Consider the following 17,563-nt stretch of genomic DNA (forward strand, 5'->3'; position numbering starts at 1 on the left):
CTTTATATTTGTCCGGACAAATTGTGAAGGTAATTTTGGAAGCCACCATCGTATGGCTGTATCCGTTAAAGGCAAAGGCGATTTTGTGTTCTCAGCTGCGACCCTCCTGTTTGTCCCCGGCTCTCGTTCGGACCGGTTCGCTAAGGCGAAGGCAGGTGGCGCAGACTTGACGGTGATCGACTTGGAAGATGCGGTTGCTGATCAGGACAAGCTAAGCGCGCGTACCGCCGCATTGGCGCAGATCTCTGATGATCGATCTGGCTGGGCGATCCGCATTAATGGTGTCACCACGGCAGCAGGTGTTCGAGACCTGGCGGCTCTGATCGATGCTGAGACGCTTCCGGGGACTTTGCTCGTCCCCATGGTCGAAAGCGCCGCGGAGATTGATGTGATCAGCGGTGCCCTGGGTGACCGGTGCCCGCAGCTTATTCCGCTGGTCGAGACGCCCAAAGGTCTGCGCCATGCGCTCGACATTGTCGGTCGTGACGCGGTGTCCGCACTGATGTTTGGCGGGGGGGACTTCTCAGGCGAGCTGGGTGTTGAACTCGCATGGGAGCCGCTGCTGGCTGCGCGGCAGCATGTTGTCCTCGCCTGTGCGGAAGCTAAAAAGCCTGCTATCGATGTGCCCTTCATCCAGCTGGAAAACGAAGTCGGCCTCGCCGAGGAATGTGCAAAAGCGCGCGCGATCGGGTTTGCGGCAAAAGCGGCCATTCATCCTCGGCAAGTGCCCGCAATCGCGTCTGCCTTTGCGCCGAGTGAGGCGGAAGTGGCCGAGGCGCGCGAGGCGCTGGATGCGTATGACGCTGGGGGCGGCAAGGCAATCCGCTTCAAGGGGCGCATGCTTGAAGCGCCGTTTGTGAAGAATTATCGGGCGGTGCTCGCACGGCATGCCGCTCTCTCGGGGAAGAAGGAAACTGCCCATGCGTGATGGTGTTATCGAAGTCGCTCCCGGGCGCTTCCGCGAGGTGCAAGGGCGCTACTTTGAGGATTTTGTCGAAGGACACGTCTACGAGCACCGGCCTGGACGCACGATTACGGATGCGGACAATGTCTGGTTCACTCTGCTGACCATGAACACCCATCCGGCGCATTTCGACTATGAGCTCTCGAAGGACACCGAGTTTGGCAAGCCACTCGTAGTCTCACCGTTCACGATTGCTCTGATGACCGGAATGAGCGTGTCGGACACAAGCGGCAAGGCGATCGCCAATCTGGGCTGGGACGAGGTGCGAATGACCAAGCCGCTCTTCGTCGGCGATACGCTCTATTGCGAGAGCGAAGTGCTCGAAAAACGCGAGAGCAAAAGCCGCCCCGAACAGGGCATCGTTACCTTCAAAACCATCGCCAAAAACCAGCACGGCGACGTTGTCAGCCACTACAAGCGCACCGTACTCGTATGGAAGCGCGGCTTTGGCGGGCTCGACGATTAATCTATAGACAGATCACTCTAGGGACACCTGAACCATGGCAACCGCAGCTATTCTCGAAAACCAGATCCGCACCATCGATCCCGATGAAGAACGCGCCTTCATGGACGCGATCGATCGCTGGCTCGAACGTGAGGTGATCCCGGTTGTTCAGCATCACGATCACGGCGATATCTGGCCCGAGAAACTTGTGGACCAAATGGCCGAAATGGGCCTGTTCGGGGCGACGATCGGGCAGGAGTATGGTGGGCTGGGACTGCCCGCGACAACCTATGCCAAGATCGTGATGCGCATCTCCAGCTATTGGATGGCAATCACGGGTATCTTCAACTCACATCTGATCATGGCCGCCGCTGTCGAGCGGTTCGGGACGACTGAGCAGAAGATGCGTTGGCTGCCCAAATTTGCGACGGGTGAGGTCCGGGGTGGGCTGGCGCTGACCGAACCCAATGCGGGCACCGATCTGCAGGCGATCCGCACCGTCGCGCGCAAGAATGAGAATGGTGACTACGTGCTCAACGGTACCAAGACGTGGATCTCGAATGCGCTGAACGGTCAGGCCTTTGCCCTGCTCGCCAAGACCGATCCCGATGCCGATCCGCGTTACAAGGGCATGAGCCTATTTATTGCCGACAAGCGCGATGGGCTTTCGACCGGCAAGAAGTTTGACAAGCTTGGTTACAAGTCGATCGATTCCGCTGAGCTTGTGATGGAGGACTATGTCATCCCCGCCGATCAACTGATTGGCGGTGTGGAAGGGCAGGGCTTCTTCCAGGCGACGGGCGGTCTGGAACTGGGCCGTATCAATGTTGCCGCGCGCGGAGTTGGTCTGGCCGAAGGCTCGCTGCGGCTTGCGACGGAATATGCGCAGCAGCGTGAGACCATGGGCAAGCCCATCGCTCAGCATCAGGCAATCCAATTGAAGCTGGGTGAAATGGTCACCCGTGCCCGCGCGGCACGCCTGCTGACACTCGATGCATCTGAAGCGTACGACAAGGGTGAGCGCTGCGACAAAGAGGCCGGTATCGCGAAGTATTTCGCTTCAGAAGCGGCCGTCGAAAACAGCCAGGAAGCGATGCGTATCTATGGCGGATACTCCTATTCCACGGAGTACGATATCGAGCGCTATTACCGGGACTCGATGCTGATGTGCATCGGTGAGGGCACCAACGAGATGCAGCGGATCATCATCGCCAATCAGCATATCAAAGAGAACCAGATCTGAGCGCGGGCGGGCCAGTGCATTTCCCGCTCAAAGGCTTCCGGGTTATCAGCGCCGAGCAATATGGCGCGGGGCCCTATGGCACGATGTTCCTCGCGCAGATGGGCGCAGAGGTGATCAAGATCGAGCCTCCAGGCAAAGTGGGTGAAGACGGCAAGAGACGCGGCGGGGGCGACACCGCCCGCATGGTTGGCCCGCATTTCCTGCGCGAGAATGAGAGCGTTTATTTCAACGCGTTCAACCTTAACAAGCGCTCCCTGACGCTCGATCTGCGGACAGATGAGGGGCAGGAAGTGCTGCACAAGCTCGCCGAGAGAAGCGATGCGGTCGCCAACAATATGCGCGGTGATCTGCCTGCGAAGCTTGGGCTCGATTACGCCTCGCTCAGCGCAATCAATCCGGCTATCGTGTGCGCGCATCTCTCCGCCTATGGCCGCGACAATGAGCGCGCCAAATGGCCAGGCTATGATTATCTGATGCAGGCGGAGGCCGGCTATTGTCAGATGACCGGCGAGCCAGGCGGTGACCCCCAGCGCATGGGCCTTTCGATGGTCGATTTCATCACTGGCACGATCTTCTGCATCGGCCTGCTGGGGGCGCTGGTGGATGCTCAGCGGACGGGCAAGGGGCGGGATGTAGACACCGATCTTCTTTCCGCCGCAGTCCATCAAACGAGCTACCCCGCGCTTTGGTACATGAACAACGGTGATGAGACTGCGCGCACACCGCGCAGCGCGCATCCGACCGCCACGCCAAGCCAGATGTTCAAGGCGTCGGATGGGTGGATGTTCGTGATGTGCCAGCTGCCCAAGTTCTGGGACATCCTGACAACGCGCATGGGCCGCGAGGACCTCAAGGACGATCCCCGTTTTGCAACCAATCCGGATCGCCTCGCCAATCGCGATGCTCTGACGGTGTTGCTCGATGAAGAGTTCGCCAAACAGCCGATGGCGTATTGGCAGGATTTGCTGGCCGGACATGTGCCGGTTGCTCCAGTCTATGAGTTAGGGGCGGCGCTCGACAATCCATGGCTGCGCACAATCGGGCTGCGCGATGAGGTCGAGCATCCGGACAAGGCGGACCTGCAGATCCTCGCGAGCCCGCTGAAATTCGATGGGCAGCGTCCCCCCAATCGCGCGGCGCCTTTGCTCGGAGCCGATAGCGACGCGATCCTTGAAGACCTGGGCTACGATCCTGACGCGATCGCGAAGATGCGCGCCAGCGGTATCGTCTGAACGAGAGGTTTCGGGAGGCGCTGCATGGGGAAACTTTCAGGCATCACCGTTGTCGACCTGTCGCTGTTTTTGCCCGGCCCGATGATGACGGTGATGATGGCCGATCAGGGTGCCAAAGTCATCAAGGTCGAACCCCAGGCAGGTGATCCCGCGCGCGAACAGGCACCGTTTGATACGTACGGCGGGGAACAGCATTCGGTCTGGTTCGCCAATCTTAATCGCGGCAAATCCTCGGTAGTTCTCGACCTGAAAAGCGAGCAGGGGAAAGCGCAATTGCGTGAGCTGATCGCCCGCGCGGACGTATTCGTCGAAGGATTTCGGCCTGGCGTAATGAAGCGTCTCGGTTTCGATTACGACGCCGTCAAAGAGTTGAAATCCGATATCGTCTATTGCTCCATTTCCGCTTTCGGACAGGAAGGCGCGCTCGCCCATCACCCTGCGCATGATATGGCGGTGCAGGCGCTTGCGGGCTTTCTATCGGTCAATGACGGTCCAGACGGCATGCCTGTTGTACCGGGTGCTCCCAGCGCAGACTTGGCTGCCGGATTGACCGCGCTGTCATCCGTGTTGATGGCGCTGGTTGGTCGTGATCGCACGGGCGAGGGCGCCTATATAGACTGTGCGATGTTTGACAGCCTGCTGCCGTGGTGCGTGCACACCGCTGGCAGTGCGATTGCGGGCGGCGAAAGCCCTGTCAGCGCGCGCCAGAGATCACTGGGCGGGGCGGGATTTTATCAGGTTTATCAAACCAAGGATGGTCGGCATGTGGTGCTGGGCGGACGTGAGATCAAATTCGCCAAAAACCTTCTCACCGCGCTGGGACGGGAGGATTTGCTCCCCTTTGCCGAAGCACCGGCGGGAGAACAGGGAGCACTGATCGCGTTTCTGCGTGAGACATTCGGCACTCGCACGCGTGATGAATGGGTTGCCTGGTTCGCGGACAAGGATGTCGCGTTCTCGCCTGTCCTAAACTTCCGCGAGGCGTTGGACGAACCCCATATCGCCGAGCGCGGACTATGGATCGAGGCCGAGGATGGCGGGCGGCATATCGCACCAGCGGTCCGATTTAGTGGTGAGTCGTGGAGCCCGGGGAAAGTGCCGGGGTTGGGCGAGGGATGAGAGCTTCGGGGGGGACTTCAGCCGTCGACGTCAATATGCATGGCGTAGGCGAAGCGGTCACCGGGATGGTGGCTGACCGAAATCTCAAAGATATCGCCTTCCGGCGCGTAATAGCACCGCAGGATCCGCAAGACCGGTTCATTGGCTTCGATCTCCAACGCTTCCGCGACAGCCTCAGTTGCAGGTATCGCCTGAATGTCCTGGGTGATCCTTCCGATCCGGATGCCCGCCAATTGCTCCAGCTGACTGAAGAGCGTTCCCTTGGCGAGATCAAGTTGAGACAAGGCATCGCTCAGGCGTTCGTGAAAATAGGCGTGCGTCGCGGCGATCGGCAGAGCGTCCGCCTCGTGGCGCCGCACGCCATGGTAACACGACCACTGGCCCGGGACAGGATCGGCAATCTGTTCGGCGATTTTGGCCGGAAGTTTGCACGCGCCAAGATGGGCATAGGTGACCTTGCTCCCCGCCGCATATTGCAACAGCTCTCCGACATTGGAGAGCGGCTGATGCAACGCGCCACCGCGCGCCGCAGCGGGTTGAACGGTGGTGCCCGACCCACGCTTACGCTGGATCAGCCCCTCGTTTTCAAGCCGGCGCAGCGCTTCGCGCACTGTGTATCGGCTCACATCGTAGTCGCGACACAGTTGCGTCTCAGTCGGAAAAGGGGAATCCTTGGTGTAGGCCCCCGCAAGGATATCCTCGCGCAATTCACCCGCCAATTGCAGATAACGCGGAATCTTGCCGGGCTTTTTTTCAGCGGCTTTGGAAGCCAAGACACGCTCCTGAAAATCTTGGGCAAATCAGGAAGACGTCCATGAGCGTTCCCTTACTTGCCAGTTTGTCTGAACGATTAGCGCGCCCTGTTTCAAAAAGCGAGCGTGCCGCAGCGCGCCTTCATCTTTTGGACTGGCTTGCCTGCGTTGCGGGTGCCCGAACCAGCGAGGCGGGAGAATTGGGCGGGGCGATCTCGCTCAAGGGATGGGAGCGCGCGACCTATCTTGGCAACGTGCTGGAGATGGACGACGTCCATCGAACTTCGCTGCTTCATCCGGGGCCGGTGATCTGGCCTGCCGCGATGAGTATGAGCAGCGCGGGAATGGATGCCCGCCTGGATGCCGCCGTGCGCGGATATGAGGCGATGATCGCGATCGGCGCGGCGTTCGATGCGCAGCACTATGCACACTGGCATCCCACCGCGACGATGGGCGTCTTCGGTGCATGCGCCGCGTTCGGATCGCTGATCGGGTTCGCGCCGGTCGAATATGCCAACGCGCTCGGCAATGCGGGCTCGGTCGCAGGCGGGGTCTGGCACATGCGGCACGACAGCGGGGTGCTGACCAAGCAATGGCACATCCACCACGCCGTGCGCACCGGTCGCGATGCCGCGTTGCATGTCCATTATGGCGCAACGGGGCCGCAGCGGATCCTAGAGGGACCACAAGGGCTCTTTGCCGCCATGACGTCAGAGCCGGGCGCTCTGGCAGAGAATGGAGACGGTTGGCTGATCCAGACTGTCAGCTTCAAGCCGTTCGCTGCGTGCCGCCATGCACATCCCGCGATTGATGCGGCGATGGAACTGCGCAAGGCGGGCAAGCTTGAACCACCCTTCCAGGTTGAGACCTTCGCCGACGCTTTGACCTTTTGCGACCGGCCTGATCCAGAGACCGAGTTGGAGGCCAAATTCTCGCTCCAGCATTCGATCGCGGTGGTGGCAGATGGCCGCAAAGCGGAACCCGGAGACTTTACGACCGAAGCCATTGCAGCGCTGGCCGATCTGCGCGGGCAAGTCACCGTCGCCGAAGATCCCGAGATCACCGCCAGATATCCTGCGCATTTCGGCGCGCGGGTTAATGGCTTTGAGATTGTCGATACGCTGGGTGATCCAGAACGCCCCGTCAGCGAAGACGATATCGTTGCAAAGATGCACAGCCTCGCGCGGTGGGGCCGCATCGCTGAAGATCAGGCGGCGAGGGCGGTGACGCTGGCGCTCGAAGGGGACGATCCCGCAGCGATCGATGCGTTGCTGGAGGACTGGATCAGGTGACGCCGACAGAAAAGCTTCTCGCCTTTGCGCAAGCGGAACACGTTCTGCCTGGGCCTGTTCGCGCGGATGCTGAGCGCTTGCTGGGCGACACTCTGGCCGTCGGTGCAGCCGGAGTGAATGCGCCGGGTGCCGATGCGATACTCCTTGCCGCGCAGTCGATGGGGGCGGGCGAGGATGCCCGATCTATTGGCACAACCAAGCGACTTCCCGCTCCCGCTGCGGCGTTTGTCAATGGCTACCGTATTCATTGCCTTGAATGGGATGCGGTGCACGAGCCCGCCGTGGTCCATGCGCTGAGCACTGTGGTGGCCGCGCTTGGAGCAGCGATTGATCGGCGCGGAGGATGTGAGGCGGACGAGGCTCTTATAGCATTGGCGGTTGGGGTAGACATTGCCTCTGGTCTTGGTCTCGCGGCGAGCAGTCCGTTGCGCTTTTTCAGACCCGCCACCGCTGGGGTGATCGGAGCCACAGCGGCAGTCGCTCGCATAGACGGTGCGCCGATGGATGATGCGCTGGGCCTCGCCTACTCAAGCGCTGCCGGGACGATGCAGGCGCACGTCGAGGGGCTCGCGACCCTCCCGTTTCAGATCGCCAACGCGGCTCGCGCGGCTGTAACCGCAAGCGATCTGGCGCGCGCTGGTTTTCCAGGGCCCAAAGACCCGTTGGAGGGTCAGTTCGGCTATTTCACGCTGTTCGATGAAGGCGAGCTTTCGAGCTACACTGATCGTCTCGGTGATATCTGGTGGATCAGCGAAGTGAGCGTGAAGCCGTTCCCGAGTGGCAGGGCCAGCCATGCGGCGTTGGGCAAATTACAGGATTTGGCGCTCGATCCTGCTCAGGTGGAGCGGGTTGAGCTTGCCTGCCCGCCCTTGATCCGGCGCCTTGTTGGCCGCCCATACAAGCCCGAGATGACACCCGCTTATGCGCGGCTCTGTCTCCCGTTTCTTGCCGCGCTGATGCTTACCGATGGTCGAATAGACCCGCGCCGCTTTACACCAGATCAGATGGCTGCGCCCGATCTTGCCGAGATTGCGGGCAGGGTGGAACTGGTCGCGGATGGCAATGACGATCCCAACGCCCTGTTTCCGCAGGAATTGCGCGTCACAATGAAGGGCGCCAAGACATCAAGCCATAGGATTGCGGCAACGCTCGGCAGTCCGGACAACCCGCTCAACCAGGCGCAGACTAGGGCGAAACTCGATCTCGCGCATGAGCTGGCACCTGATGGCCATGACCCGCGCCTTTTCTCTGACCCGCTTGCCTATTTCACGAGGCCCCGATGACCTATCCGACCTATTTCGAAGCGCTTGATCATGAGCAATTGCTCAAGGATTATCCCATCGGTGAGGCATTCACCGCGCGCTATACGGGTATGAGCCGGGACGAGCTCTTTGCGATCCAGGATGAACAGTTCAAGCGGTTGATGGAACGCGGGTGGCAGGTCCCCTTCTATCAGCGTCTGTGGGGCGTGAAGGGCATTGAACCGGGCGATATCAAAGGGCTTTCGGACATCACCAAGCTGCCGGTATACGATAAGTCGGACCTGATGGCGTCCATCGCCGAACACCCGCCCTATGGCGATTTCCATGGAATGGGTGATGCAGCGACCCGCCCGCCGACGATCTTTCACACCACCTCGGGCACCACAGGCAAGCCGCAGACGCTGATGTTTGGGCCCAAGGGGCGGGAGGTCGGCAATCTGATGGTCGGCCGGATGTACCGCTGGATGGGACTTCAGCCCGACGATGTGGTCCACTCGGTCTATGGCCACGGGATGATCAATGGCGGTCACTACATCCGCGAGGCCGTTACCCATTTCACCAACAGCGTGTTCCTATCCGCGGGTACGGGGATCGAAACCCGCAGCATCAACCAGGTGCGGCTGATGGCCGATTTCGGCGTCACCTGCATTGTCGGCTTTGTCGATTATGTCCGCAAACTGGCCGCGACGGCGGAGGCCGAGGAACTCTTCGACAAGATCAATATCCGCATGATCATCGGCCATCTTGGCACAGAAGATCGCGCGAGCACCGAGGCCGCGTGGCACGGCGCAAAGGCCTATGACTGGTATGGTGTTGGCGATACCGGTACGATCGCGGGCGAGGGGCCGGATCGAGACGGGATGTATGTCTGGGAGGACGCGCAATATCTTGAGCTGCTGGGCGTCGAGGACGGCGCGCCCGTCGCGAAGGGCGAGACGGGGGACATGGTCGTGACCTGCCTTTACAAAGACGATATCGCGCCCTGCATTCGCTTCAACACGCACGACATTACCCATGAGCTTGATGGGCGCGGTGAGATCGCCTTTAAACGCATCGCTGGGTTCAAAGGGCGCAGCGACAACATGGTGAAGCTGCGCGGCATAAACGTGTTCCCGCATGCCATCGGCGCGATCATCGAGAACCGTGCAGACCTAACCGGTGAATATGTCTGCCACCTGCGCCGCGATGAAGCCCAGAAGGATCATATGCGGGTGACGCTTGAGAGCCGGGGTGGAACCGATGAAGGCGCGCTCGCTGAGACGTTAAAGCAGGGGCTCGGGGTCGAAGTGGAAGTGGCGCTGGTGGAACCAGGCGGCACGGCCAAAGCGACCGAGATCGATACGCGGCAAAAGCCACTGCGCCTGATTGACGAGCGGGGTGTCTGATGGAGGCGCCATACGACCTCCCCTCCCGTTTACGGGAGGGGCAGCGAGACTTGCGAGCTCGCTCGCTAGTCGCAGCGTGGTGGGCTCTATCGAGCTCTTGCCCACCCCCGACCCCTCCCGAGAGCGGGAGGGGAGATAGGTGATCGATTTTGATGATCTTGAAGCGCGCAATGCGCCGCTCAATGCCTTTACCGATTTCGATCGGAGCGCAGTTTTCGGCGATGGCCCGCTCGCTGGGCTGACCGTAGGCGTGAAGGCCAATATCGCTGTGCAAGGTATGCCGTGGCACGCGGGGCTCGAAGCTTTTGAAAGCCGCCTGGCGGAGCGCGATTCTGATGTTGTCGCCTTGCTGCGCCAAGCGGGAGCGGCGATCATCGGTGTGCTGAACATGGAAGAAGGCGCGCTGGGCGCCAAGACCAACAACCCGCATTTCGGCCCGACCCACAACCCACACCGCCACGGCTATTCGCCCGGTGGTTCATCCGGAGGCAGCGGGGCAGCCGTTGCAGTGTCGCTCTGCGATATCGCCCTTGGCACGGATACGTTAGGATCGGTTCGCATCCCGGCGGCCCATTGCGGGGTGTATGGCTTCAAGCCCGCCACCGCTAGCATTTCCCAGAACGGGCTCGAACCGGCTGACCTCACTCTCGATGCGATTGGCCCGCTGGCGCGCGATCTCGATTTGTTGGAGCAGGTTTCACGGATCATTTCCGGCTTTGGTGATGATCCGTTGGAGGGCAGTGGCGCAGTGCTCGTCGATCATGGTGTCGAAGTCGCCCCTGATATCGCCGCCGCTCTTGATGCGGCGGTAACGGCGCTTCCAGACACGCCCAGCGCCGTGTCGCTCGCGCACAAACAAAGCCGCATCCGCTTCGCCGGGTTTATTCAGGTCTCCAAGGAAATGGCGGCGCACCTGCGTGGGATTGCGGTCTCGGACAAGCTATCCAAGCTGCTAACCTACGGTCCGAAGCGTTCCGTCACCGAGTTTGCGGACGACTATGCGATCCTCGCCGAGACTGCGCATGCGGTGCGCAGGATTGTGCAGGATCACGGCTTTCTGATCATGCCGAGCGTGCCCAACACGGCCTTCCCTCACACCGAGCCAGAGCCCGCGGCGCAGGCCGATTTCACCTGCCTTGCCAACATTGCCGGTCTGCCAGCTATCTCCATACCCGCGGGATGGAGCGAGGACGGCTTACCGATCGGCGTGCAGATCGTCGGACCCGCGGGGGCCGAAGCGAGCCTGTTCGCGCAGGCCCGCAAGCTGGACACGAAAATGGGTGCCTATCGCCCGCCCCAATATCCGCCAGTGTCTGAACCAAACGCCTGAACAAGGAGCCTGAGCCATGCGCATTATCGTTCCCTTCAACCTCAAGCCCGGCACGGATATCGCCGAATACGAAGCCTGGGCGAAGGACAAGGACATTCCCACGGCCAGCGCCTTGCCATCGGTCAAGAGTTTCACAATTCATAAGGCCACAGGTCTGTTCGGCGATCCCGATACCCCGCCGCCTTATGCCTATGTCGAAGTGCTCGACATCACTGACATGGATGCTTTTGTCGCCGATGTCTCTGACCCGGAGTTCCAGGCCAAGGCCGCGCCGTTTCAGGACTATGCTGACAGCCCCCAGTTTATCCTGACCGAGGATCTTTGAGCCGTGGGTGACTTTGCGGGAAAGACAATTGTCGTCACCGGTTCGGGCAAGGAGAAAGGTCTGGGGCAAGGCATACTACAAGCCTTTGCCGATCAAGGCGCAAATTGCGTGGTCAGCGATCTGGTGATCGATGCCGAAGCCGAAGGCGTCGCCGAGGAATTGCGCGGACGCGGGGCGCAAGTCGCTACAATCCCCTGCGATGTGTCCGAGGCGGATCAATGCGTTGCTTTGGTGGCGGGTGCGGTCGATGCGTTTGGCGCAGTGGATGTGTTCGTCAACAATGCCGGGATTGGCTTCAAGATGAAGCCGCTACTCGATGTCGATACAGCATCGGAGTGGGATCAAGTGATCGCGGTCAATCTCTCCGGCGCATTTTATGGCACGCAAGCAGCCGCGCGCGCCATGGTCGAACGCGGGCAGGGCGGGCGCATCATCAATATCGCCAGCCAGGCTGCGAAGACCGGCTTCCCGCATTTACCGGCCTATGTTAGCTCCAAGCACGGTATGGTGGGTTTGACCCGCGCGTCCGCAGTGGAGCTTGGCGCGCACGGGATCACCGTCAACGCCGTCTGTCCGAACCATGTGACCACTGGCCTTGGCGCGATGCAGAACGAGTATTTCTCGAAATTGCTCGGGTTTGAGACCGTGGAGGACTACCTCGCCAACATGTCGGCCAAGAACCCGATGGGCCGGCCGGGATTGCCCAGCGACACCGCTGCGGCCTGTCTGTGGCTTGCGAGCGATGCGGCATTCTATGTGACGGGTGAAGCGCTGAATGTGAGCGGTGGCGAGGAGATGCATTGATTGTAGGGGCGGAGGGAGCGGACGGCCCGGCATCGAGCGAAAGCGAGACTTAATGAAACTACAAGAAGAACGCATGGACCTTCCCCGCGGCGCCAAGATGGCCCTTTCGGTCGTCGTCAATGTCGAAGAGGGCTCGGAAATGACGATCGCACGCGGCGATCGCGGGATGGAGCCGGTCGATGAGCTCGGCGTCTTCGTCAAATCGAAGATGCGCAATTATTCCAATGAGAGCAATTATCTCTACGGCATCAAGGCAGGCGCGCCGCGCATCGTCAAACTGCTCAAACGCTATGACATCGTGGCTAGCTGGACCGTGGCCGCGCTCGCGCTCGAAAATCATCCCGAGATTGCTGAAGCCATCGTTGAGTTGGGCCACGAGCCGGTCAGCCATGGCTGGCGCTGGGTGCACCAGTTCAAGATGGATGAGGAAGCAGAGCGTGACTTCATCCGCAAGGCGACGGCGAGTATCGAAAAGACCTGCGGCGTGCGCCCGTATGGCTGGCTCTCGCGCTATCTGCTCACCGACAACACCCGGCGGCTGTTGCAGGAGGAGGGATACACCTATCACATGGACGATTATTCGGGCGACGTGCCGTTCTGGGATCGCGAAACCACCGGCACTCCGATGTGCATCCTCCCCTATCAGCTCGACAACAACGATATGAAGATGTGGACCGATCCGGCGCTGACCCCACATCAATGGCTCGACTATGCCAAGGCCAATTTCGACCAGGTCTATGCCGAAGGCGAAGAGGGCAACCCAAAGATGATGAGCCTTGGCCTGCACCTTCGGATCATCGGGCGGCCAGGGCGGATCTGGGCGCTTGAGGAGTTTTTCAAACATGTCCGCTCAAAGCCCGATGTCTGGGTCACCACGCGCAAGGCGATTGCTGACCATTTCATGGCGGAGAACCCAGCGTGAGCCTGCGGCTTGAGAAAGACGGCGCCGTTGCGCGTCTGCTGATCGACCGGACGGATAAGCTCAACGCCTTTAACATGGCGATGTGGGAGGCATTTCCGCCCCTTCTGGCCGATGCGGTCCAGGACCCCGCGATCCGCGTATTCGAACTGCGCTCAGCAGAGCCGGGCACCGCCTTTTGCGCGGGCGCTGACATTAAGGAACTGCTCGCCAATAAGGATGATCCGAGCTGGCGTGCGGCCAATCAGGCGGAGATCAACCGGGTCCAGCATGAGCTTGCACGTGCCAACCTGCCGACGATCGCCTTCGTCGAAGGAGATTGCGTGGGTGGCGGCTGCGGTCTGGCCATGGCCTGCGATCTGCGTATCGCCACACCGCAAGCACGCTTCGGGATCACGCCGGCCAAGCTGGGCCTTGTCTACCCCTTGCACGATGTCAAACTGCTGGTCGATCTTGTTGGTCCGGGGCAGGCAAAGCGGATGCTGTATACGGGCGAATTGCTCGATGCCGAGGAGGCACAGCGCATTGGCCTGATAGAATTTATCGCCGACAGCAGCGATTTCCTGATCGATCAGCTGCTCGCGGCTTCGAGCTATTCCGCACGGCACACAAAGCGCTTCATTCGCCGCGTGCTGGATGGTCAGAGCGAGGATGATCACGAGACCCTGGGTATTTTTGGCGCGGCGTTCACCCGCGAAGACTTCGCCGAAGGGACCGCTGCCTTCGTCGAGAAGCGCAAGCCAAAGTTTGGGTAGGGGAACGCCGCATGACCATTCCCCACGGCACGATCATGGGCGGGCTTTCGACGCTTCCCGATCTGGATCAGGGCCTCAGAGCCTATCGCGATACCCTAGGGCTTGAGTTGGTCGAACAGGGGGAACTGGCCGCCGATCTCGCCGAAAGCTGGGGCACTCCGGCCAATGCGGGATCACGCTATGCTGTGCTGCGCCCCCAAAGCGGCGCTCCATGCTGGTTCCGACTGGTCGAGCAGCCGAGTCACCCTGACTTCAGACCGACGCGGACCTATGGCTGGGCAGCTTTTGAGACGACCGTGGAGGATGTCTGGCACTGGCCAGACGCTTTGCCTGAGGACCTTTTCGAGATCGTCGGCCCGCCCAAAGTGCTCGAGAATATCGAGCCAGCCTTTATTCCCATGCAAGCGCTGGGGCCGGGGCGTGAGATGATCTACCTCAATCAGGTCTTGGGACAGATGCCAGGCACCGATTTGCCGCGCGCTGCATCCCCAGTGGACAAGATTTTCATCGTAGTGCTGGCGACGCCTGATCGGGAGCGGTCAATTGCCTGGTATGTCGATAATCTGGGTCTGACGCGCGGCAGTGACTACACATTGCCCTATTCGATGATCAACGATGCCTTTGACATGCCGCCCGAGACGCAGACGACGATTACGATGGTGCAGCAAGAGCGGATGCCGATTGTCGAGGTTGACGATTATCCGGAAAGGGCGACCGTCCGCGCACGGCACGAAGATCATTTGTCACCAGGCAACGCTCTGGTCACATTGGCAGTGAAAAGCATCGACGATTGCAAGCTTGATTGGATCACCCTTCCGGCCACGCGTGAGGGTGCGCTGTATGATGGGCGGCGCGCGGCGACTGCCATCGGTGATGGCGGGGAATTGGTTGAAGTGGTGGAAGTGGGCTGATGGGTCTTTATGCGTTTTATTGCCGCGATGGCGAAGCCGGGCCGCAGCTGCGCGAGAAGGTTCTCCAAGACCATCTGGCCCACATAGAAGCGCATATCGAGGACTATGCCGTCGCTGGGCCGCTGAAACAGGGTGACACAACGATCGGATCCTTGCTGGTTATCAACGCTGATGACGAGGCAGAAGCTCGTGCCAAATTCGAAGCGGATCCCTATTTCACTGCCGGTGTATGGAAATCGATCAATGCCACGGCGTTCCATGGCGTGGCTGGCGATTGGGTTGGCGGGGCGGCGTGGAAGAAGTGAGCGCTTAATGCTCGCCCTTGTCCCACCCAAGCGCTGACAATCGCATCTCCGCCGCCTCCAGAGGTGCAGCTTCGAGAGTGGTTGCCAGCGTATCGTTCCAGCGGTTGAGGAACCCGAACATCGCGATCACGGCCATAATCTCGACCTGCTGGCGATCCGTGAAGTGCTTACGCAACTCGTTGAAATGCGCGTCGGTCGCCGCGTTAGGAGAGGCTCCCGCAGCAAAGGCGAGCGCCAGGGCGGCACGCTCTGCGTCTGAGAAAACAGCCGCTTTCTCAAAATCATAGAGCGCGGCAAGCTTTTCCTCCGGGATACCCTGCTCGATCGCGCTGTGCCCGGTATGCGCCTGGCAATATCGGCATCCGGCGGAAAGGCTTGCGGCGTGCCCGATCAGGCGCTTGAAGCCGTTATCGAGCTGGCTTTCACCATAAACCACCGCCACAAACTGCCGGAACACATCAAGCAGTTCCGGCCAATGCGCCATCGTCAGCACCGAATTGGGAATATAGCCCATAAGGTTGCGGGCAAAGGCAGCGGCATCCTCACCGCCCAGCGCCTCGGCCGGATCCTTCGGAGCTATTCTCGTCATTGCGCGAAGCTATCCGGCGTCAAGTCGGGCGCGGAATTGTCCATATCGCGCCACAATTTCCAACTCGTGCCATCCCATTTGTAAACGAGGAAGGACCGCCCGACGACGGTCTGCGTCTCGCGACCGGGAAAGTCGATATCCATCCGATAGCGCGCCGTGACAAAGCCTTGCGATCCTTCGGCGACGACCTCCTCATTCTCGAATGCAAATTGCGCTGTTCCACCAGCCTTCGCGAGCCGCTGAAGATAGGTGATGATCGCCGCAGCGCCTTCGATCTTGGCCTGCCCCTGTGTCATCAAGACCGCATCGTCGGCGTAGAGTTGGCGGAGCGCTTCCCAGTTCTGAGCTTCATACAGCGCACGCCACCGCGCACCTTGCTCGGCCAACTGCGCCTCGCGATCAGCGGCACTGATGTTCTCGGCCCGCGAGCAACTCCCTTGCACCCAGCGCAGATTCACCCCGACCAGCGACGCATCTGGTGACGCCCAGCTATAGCTTTCCGCCCTCTCAGGATCGTCCTTATGCACGTAGAGGACGAGCGAAGGTTTGTTGCGGCTGCCCGTTGCCCAGGTCACATTACGCATGCGGATGGTGACGTCCGGCGCTTCGCCATTGCCCGGTACGAACACGCGGCCCCCTTGATCGAACATCGAGAGCCTGTTGGCAAAGGTCCAGGCGGAGGAACCATCGGGCTTGCCAGCGAATTTCCGCGCCGAGACCCAGCAGCTAAAGCGCCGCGCCTTGCGCAGTTCGCTGGCGCCGTACTGCCAGCCAGACGCACCATTTCTCCGATTGAGCTCAGGGATAGGGCCGGCGCTGTACTCGGTCAGGGGCTCGCCAAAGGCGTCGATCCTGCGCCACGCTCCGTCCTCGGCAACCTCCAAGGCAACCCAATCGGCCTTCTCGCGTCCTTCTTCTTTCGCGAAGTGGGTGTCCTCCGTGTTGGTCCAGATGCCCGGTGAGAGACGATCTTCGGCAAGCGTCGGCGCGCTTGCGGCCAAGGCGAATGAAACAGTGATTGTGCGGGTGAGTGTGCTCATCTGCCTTGCGTAACCGACGATCCGATGGTTGAAAAGCTGTCCGGACAAATGCGCGGAGGCAGATGCTATGATTTCAAGGGTGATCGGATCAGCCCTGCTGGCACTCGCCGCTGCCCTCTCCACCGCCGCAGCCGCTAACGAACCTCTGACCGCGCGCGCTGTGATCGAGCGAGGGATCGCAGCGCACGGGGGAGAGCTCTTTCGCAACCCAAGCAGCCTCAAGCTTAGCGGGACTGCCACGTTCTATGATGCGCAGACAGGTAAGGCCGGCAGCACGGCTGACGATTACCGGATGTGGCGGACGTTCGATGAGGCTCGCACGAGCGCGCACGGCGCTTCCGGAAAGGTGCGCATCACAGCGAGAGCGGGCGAGCGCACACTGTTTGATATCGGCTATGATGGGAAAACGACGTGGACCGAGCGCGGGATCATGCCCAAGGCGAAGGCGGACGCCTACTGGGCGAGCAATTTCGGGTTCGGCATTGTCCGCCGCGCGCTAGATGAAGGCTTCACTTTATCCCTCGCACCGCCGCGGAACATCGGTGGGAGAGAGACCCACATCGTTCGCATTACCGACCCCCAGGGCGCGCACACACTGTTCGGGTTCGACGTTGAAAGCGGTTTCATCACCTACATGGCATTCGACGCGCCACGCGGCTTTCATGAGCGGCTCTATGGCGATTTCATCAGGCTGGATAATGGCTGGGTGCAGGCGCGCAGTGTCACCCTCTTGTATGGTGGTGTGATGAGCAACACCGTGTTCTGGAGCAGCGCTGCAGTCGGCGAAGCTGTGGAAGACAGCCGCTTTCAACCGCCTGCTGGAATGGGGATGGCCGACTAAGGCGGTGAGCGATGGTGGACGCACTAGGGTTCGAACCTAGGACCCGCTGA

The 17,563-nt window shown here is 60.6% G+C and carries 19 protein-coding genes; 16 read left to right on the forward strand and 3 right to left on the reverse strand.

Annotated elements, in window-relative coordinates; all coding sequences use genetic code 11:
- The first annotated feature begins 52 nt into the window (after window positions 1-52).
- Genes QNI87_RS03775 through QNI87_RS03795 form a run of 5 tightly spaced genes read left to right on the forward strand, consistent with a single transcriptional unit; the run spans window position 53 to window position 5,003 of the window.
- A complete protein-coding gene (locus QNI87_RS03775; protein ID WP_300594168.1) occupies window positions 53-928 on the forward strand; it encodes a CoA ester lyase in 876 nt (291 codons plus the stop codon).
- A complete protein-coding gene (locus QNI87_RS03780) occupies window positions 921-1,430 on the forward strand; it encodes a MaoC family dehydratase (RefSeq protein ID WP_300594170.1) in 510 nt (169 codons plus the stop codon). Before QNI87_RS03775 ends, QNI87_RS03780 begins: the two co-directional genes overlap by 8 nt.
- A 34-nt stretch (window positions 1,431-1,464) precedes the next feature.
- A complete protein-coding gene (locus tag QNI87_RS03785; protein ID WP_300594173.1) occupies window positions 1,465-2,652 on the forward strand; it encodes an acyl-CoA dehydrogenase family protein in 1,188 nt (395 codons plus the stop codon).
- 14 nt (window positions 2,653-2,666) lie between these two features.
- On the forward strand, window positions 2,667-3,884 hold the full coding sequence (locus QNI87_RS03790; RefSeq protein ID WP_300594175.1) for a CoA transferase: 1,218 nt from the start codon (window positions 2,667-2,669) through the stop codon (window positions 3,882-3,884).
- Between the two features lie 24 nt (window positions 3,885-3,908).
- Window positions 3,909-5,003 (forward strand): CoA transferase, encoded by a 1,095-nt coding sequence (locus QNI87_RS03795; RefSeq protein ID WP_300594177.1) that lies wholly within the window; start codon window positions 3,909-3,911, stop codon window positions 5,001-5,003.
- A 17-nt stretch (window positions 5,004-5,020) separates the two neighbouring features.
- On the opposite strand, the gene QNI87_RS03800 is transcribed toward QNI87_RS03795, so the two are convergent.
- Entirely contained in the window at window positions 5,021-5,776 is a 756-nt protein-coding gene (locus QNI87_RS03800) for a GntR family transcriptional regulator (RefSeq protein ID WP_300594179.1), read from the reverse strand.
- A 128-nt stretch (window positions 5,777-5,904) separates the two neighbouring features.
- Here QNI87_RS03800 and QNI87_RS03805 point away from each other — a divergent pair, with 128 nt between their 5' ends.
- From QNI87_RS03805 to QNI87_RS03850, 10 genes are all read left to right on the forward strand, one after another.
- Window positions 5,905-7,047, forward strand: coding sequence for an MmgE/PrpD family protein (locus QNI87_RS03805; RefSeq protein WP_300594182.1), 1,143 nt, complete (start codon window positions 5,905-5,907; stop codon window positions 7,045-7,047).
- Window positions 7,044-8,330 carry an MmgE/PrpD family protein gene (locus QNI87_RS03810; RefSeq protein ID WP_300594186.1) on the forward strand — a complete coding sequence of 429 codons (1,287 nt, stop codon included), beginning with the start codon at window positions 7,044-7,046 and terminating at the stop codon, window positions 8,328-8,330. Before QNI87_RS03805 ends, QNI87_RS03810 begins: the two co-directional genes overlap by 4 nt.
- The gene (locus QNI87_RS03815; protein ID WP_300594189.1) at window positions 8,327-9,694 is read left to right on the forward strand and encodes a phenylacetate--CoA ligase family protein; all 1,368 of its coding nucleotides are present in this window, start codon (window positions 8,327-8,329) and stop codon (window positions 9,692-9,694) included. The genes QNI87_RS03810 and QNI87_RS03815 overlap by 4 nt, the downstream gene beginning before the upstream one ends.
- Before the next feature lie 139 nt (window positions 9,695-9,833).
- Window positions 9,834-11,024 (forward strand): amidase, encoded by a 1,191-nt coding sequence (locus QNI87_RS03820; RefSeq protein WP_300594192.1) that lies wholly within the window; start codon window positions 9,834-9,836, stop codon window positions 11,022-11,024.
- A 16-nt stretch (window positions 11,025-11,040) separates the two neighbouring features.
- Complete coding sequence (locus QNI87_RS03825) at window positions 11,041-11,349, forward strand: REDY-like protein HapK (RefSeq protein ID WP_300594195.1); 309 nt, start codon at window positions 11,041-11,043, stop codon at window positions 11,347-11,349.
- Between the two features lie 3 nt (window positions 11,350-11,352).
- Window positions 11,353-12,153 carry an SDR family NAD(P)-dependent oxidoreductase gene (locus QNI87_RS03830; RefSeq protein ID WP_300594199.1) on the forward strand — a complete coding sequence of 267 codons (801 nt, stop codon included), beginning with the start codon at window positions 11,353-11,355 and terminating at the stop codon, window positions 12,151-12,153.
- A gap of 52 nt (window positions 12,154-12,205) precedes the next feature.
- On the forward strand, window positions 12,206-13,075 hold the full coding sequence (locus tag QNI87_RS03835; RefSeq protein WP_300594202.1) for a polysaccharide deacetylase family protein: 870 nt from the start codon (window positions 12,206-12,208) through the stop codon (window positions 13,073-13,075).
- Window positions 13,072-13,827 (forward strand): enoyl-CoA hydratase-related protein, encoded by a 756-nt coding sequence (locus QNI87_RS03840; protein WP_300594205.1) that lies wholly within the window; start codon window positions 13,072-13,074, stop codon window positions 13,825-13,827. Before QNI87_RS03835 ends, QNI87_RS03840 begins: the two co-directional genes overlap by 4 nt.
- Before the next feature lie 11 nt (window positions 13,828-13,838).
- Window positions 13,839-14,738, forward strand: coding sequence for a hypothetical protein (locus tag QNI87_RS03845; protein ID WP_300594208.1), 900 nt, complete (start codon window positions 13,839-13,841; stop codon window positions 14,736-14,738).
- A complete protein-coding gene (locus QNI87_RS03850) occupies window positions 14,738-15,043 on the forward strand; it encodes a YciI family protein (RefSeq protein WP_300594212.1) in 306 nt (101 codons plus the stop codon). The genes QNI87_RS03845 and QNI87_RS03850 overlap by 1 nt, the downstream gene beginning before the upstream one ends.
- A 4-nt stretch (window positions 15,044-15,047) precedes the next feature.
- Here the strand turns inward: QNI87_RS03850 and QNI87_RS03855 are convergent, their stop codons facing one another.
- Together QNI87_RS03855 and QNI87_RS03860 are read right to left on the reverse strand one after the other, a co-directional pair.
- Window positions 15,048-15,632, reverse strand: a complete 585-nt coding sequence (locus QNI87_RS03855) for a carboxymuconolactone decarboxylase family protein (RefSeq protein ID WP_300594215.1) — start codon at window positions 15,630-15,632, stop codon at window positions 15,048-15,050.
- A complete protein-coding gene (locus tag QNI87_RS03860) occupies window positions 15,629-16,672 on the reverse strand; it encodes a nuclear transport factor 2 family protein (protein ID WP_300594218.1) in 1,044 nt (347 codons plus the stop codon). The genes QNI87_RS03855 and QNI87_RS03860 overlap by 4 nt, the downstream gene beginning before the upstream one ends.
- A gap of 79 nt (window positions 16,673-16,751) precedes the next feature.
- Here QNI87_RS03860 and QNI87_RS03865 point away from each other — a divergent pair, with 79 nt between their 5' ends.
- Window positions 16,752-17,513, forward strand: coding sequence for a hypothetical protein (locus QNI87_RS03865; RefSeq protein ID WP_300594221.1), 762 nt, complete (start codon window positions 16,752-16,754; stop codon window positions 17,511-17,513).
- The last annotated feature ends 50 nt before the right edge of the window (window positions 17,514-17,563 follow it).

It is taken from the genome of Erythrobacter sp. (assembly GCF_030066995.1).
In the GTDB taxonomy this organism is placed as follows: Bacteria; Pseudomonadota; Alphaproteobacteria; order Sphingomonadales; family Sphingomonadaceae; genus Erythrobacter.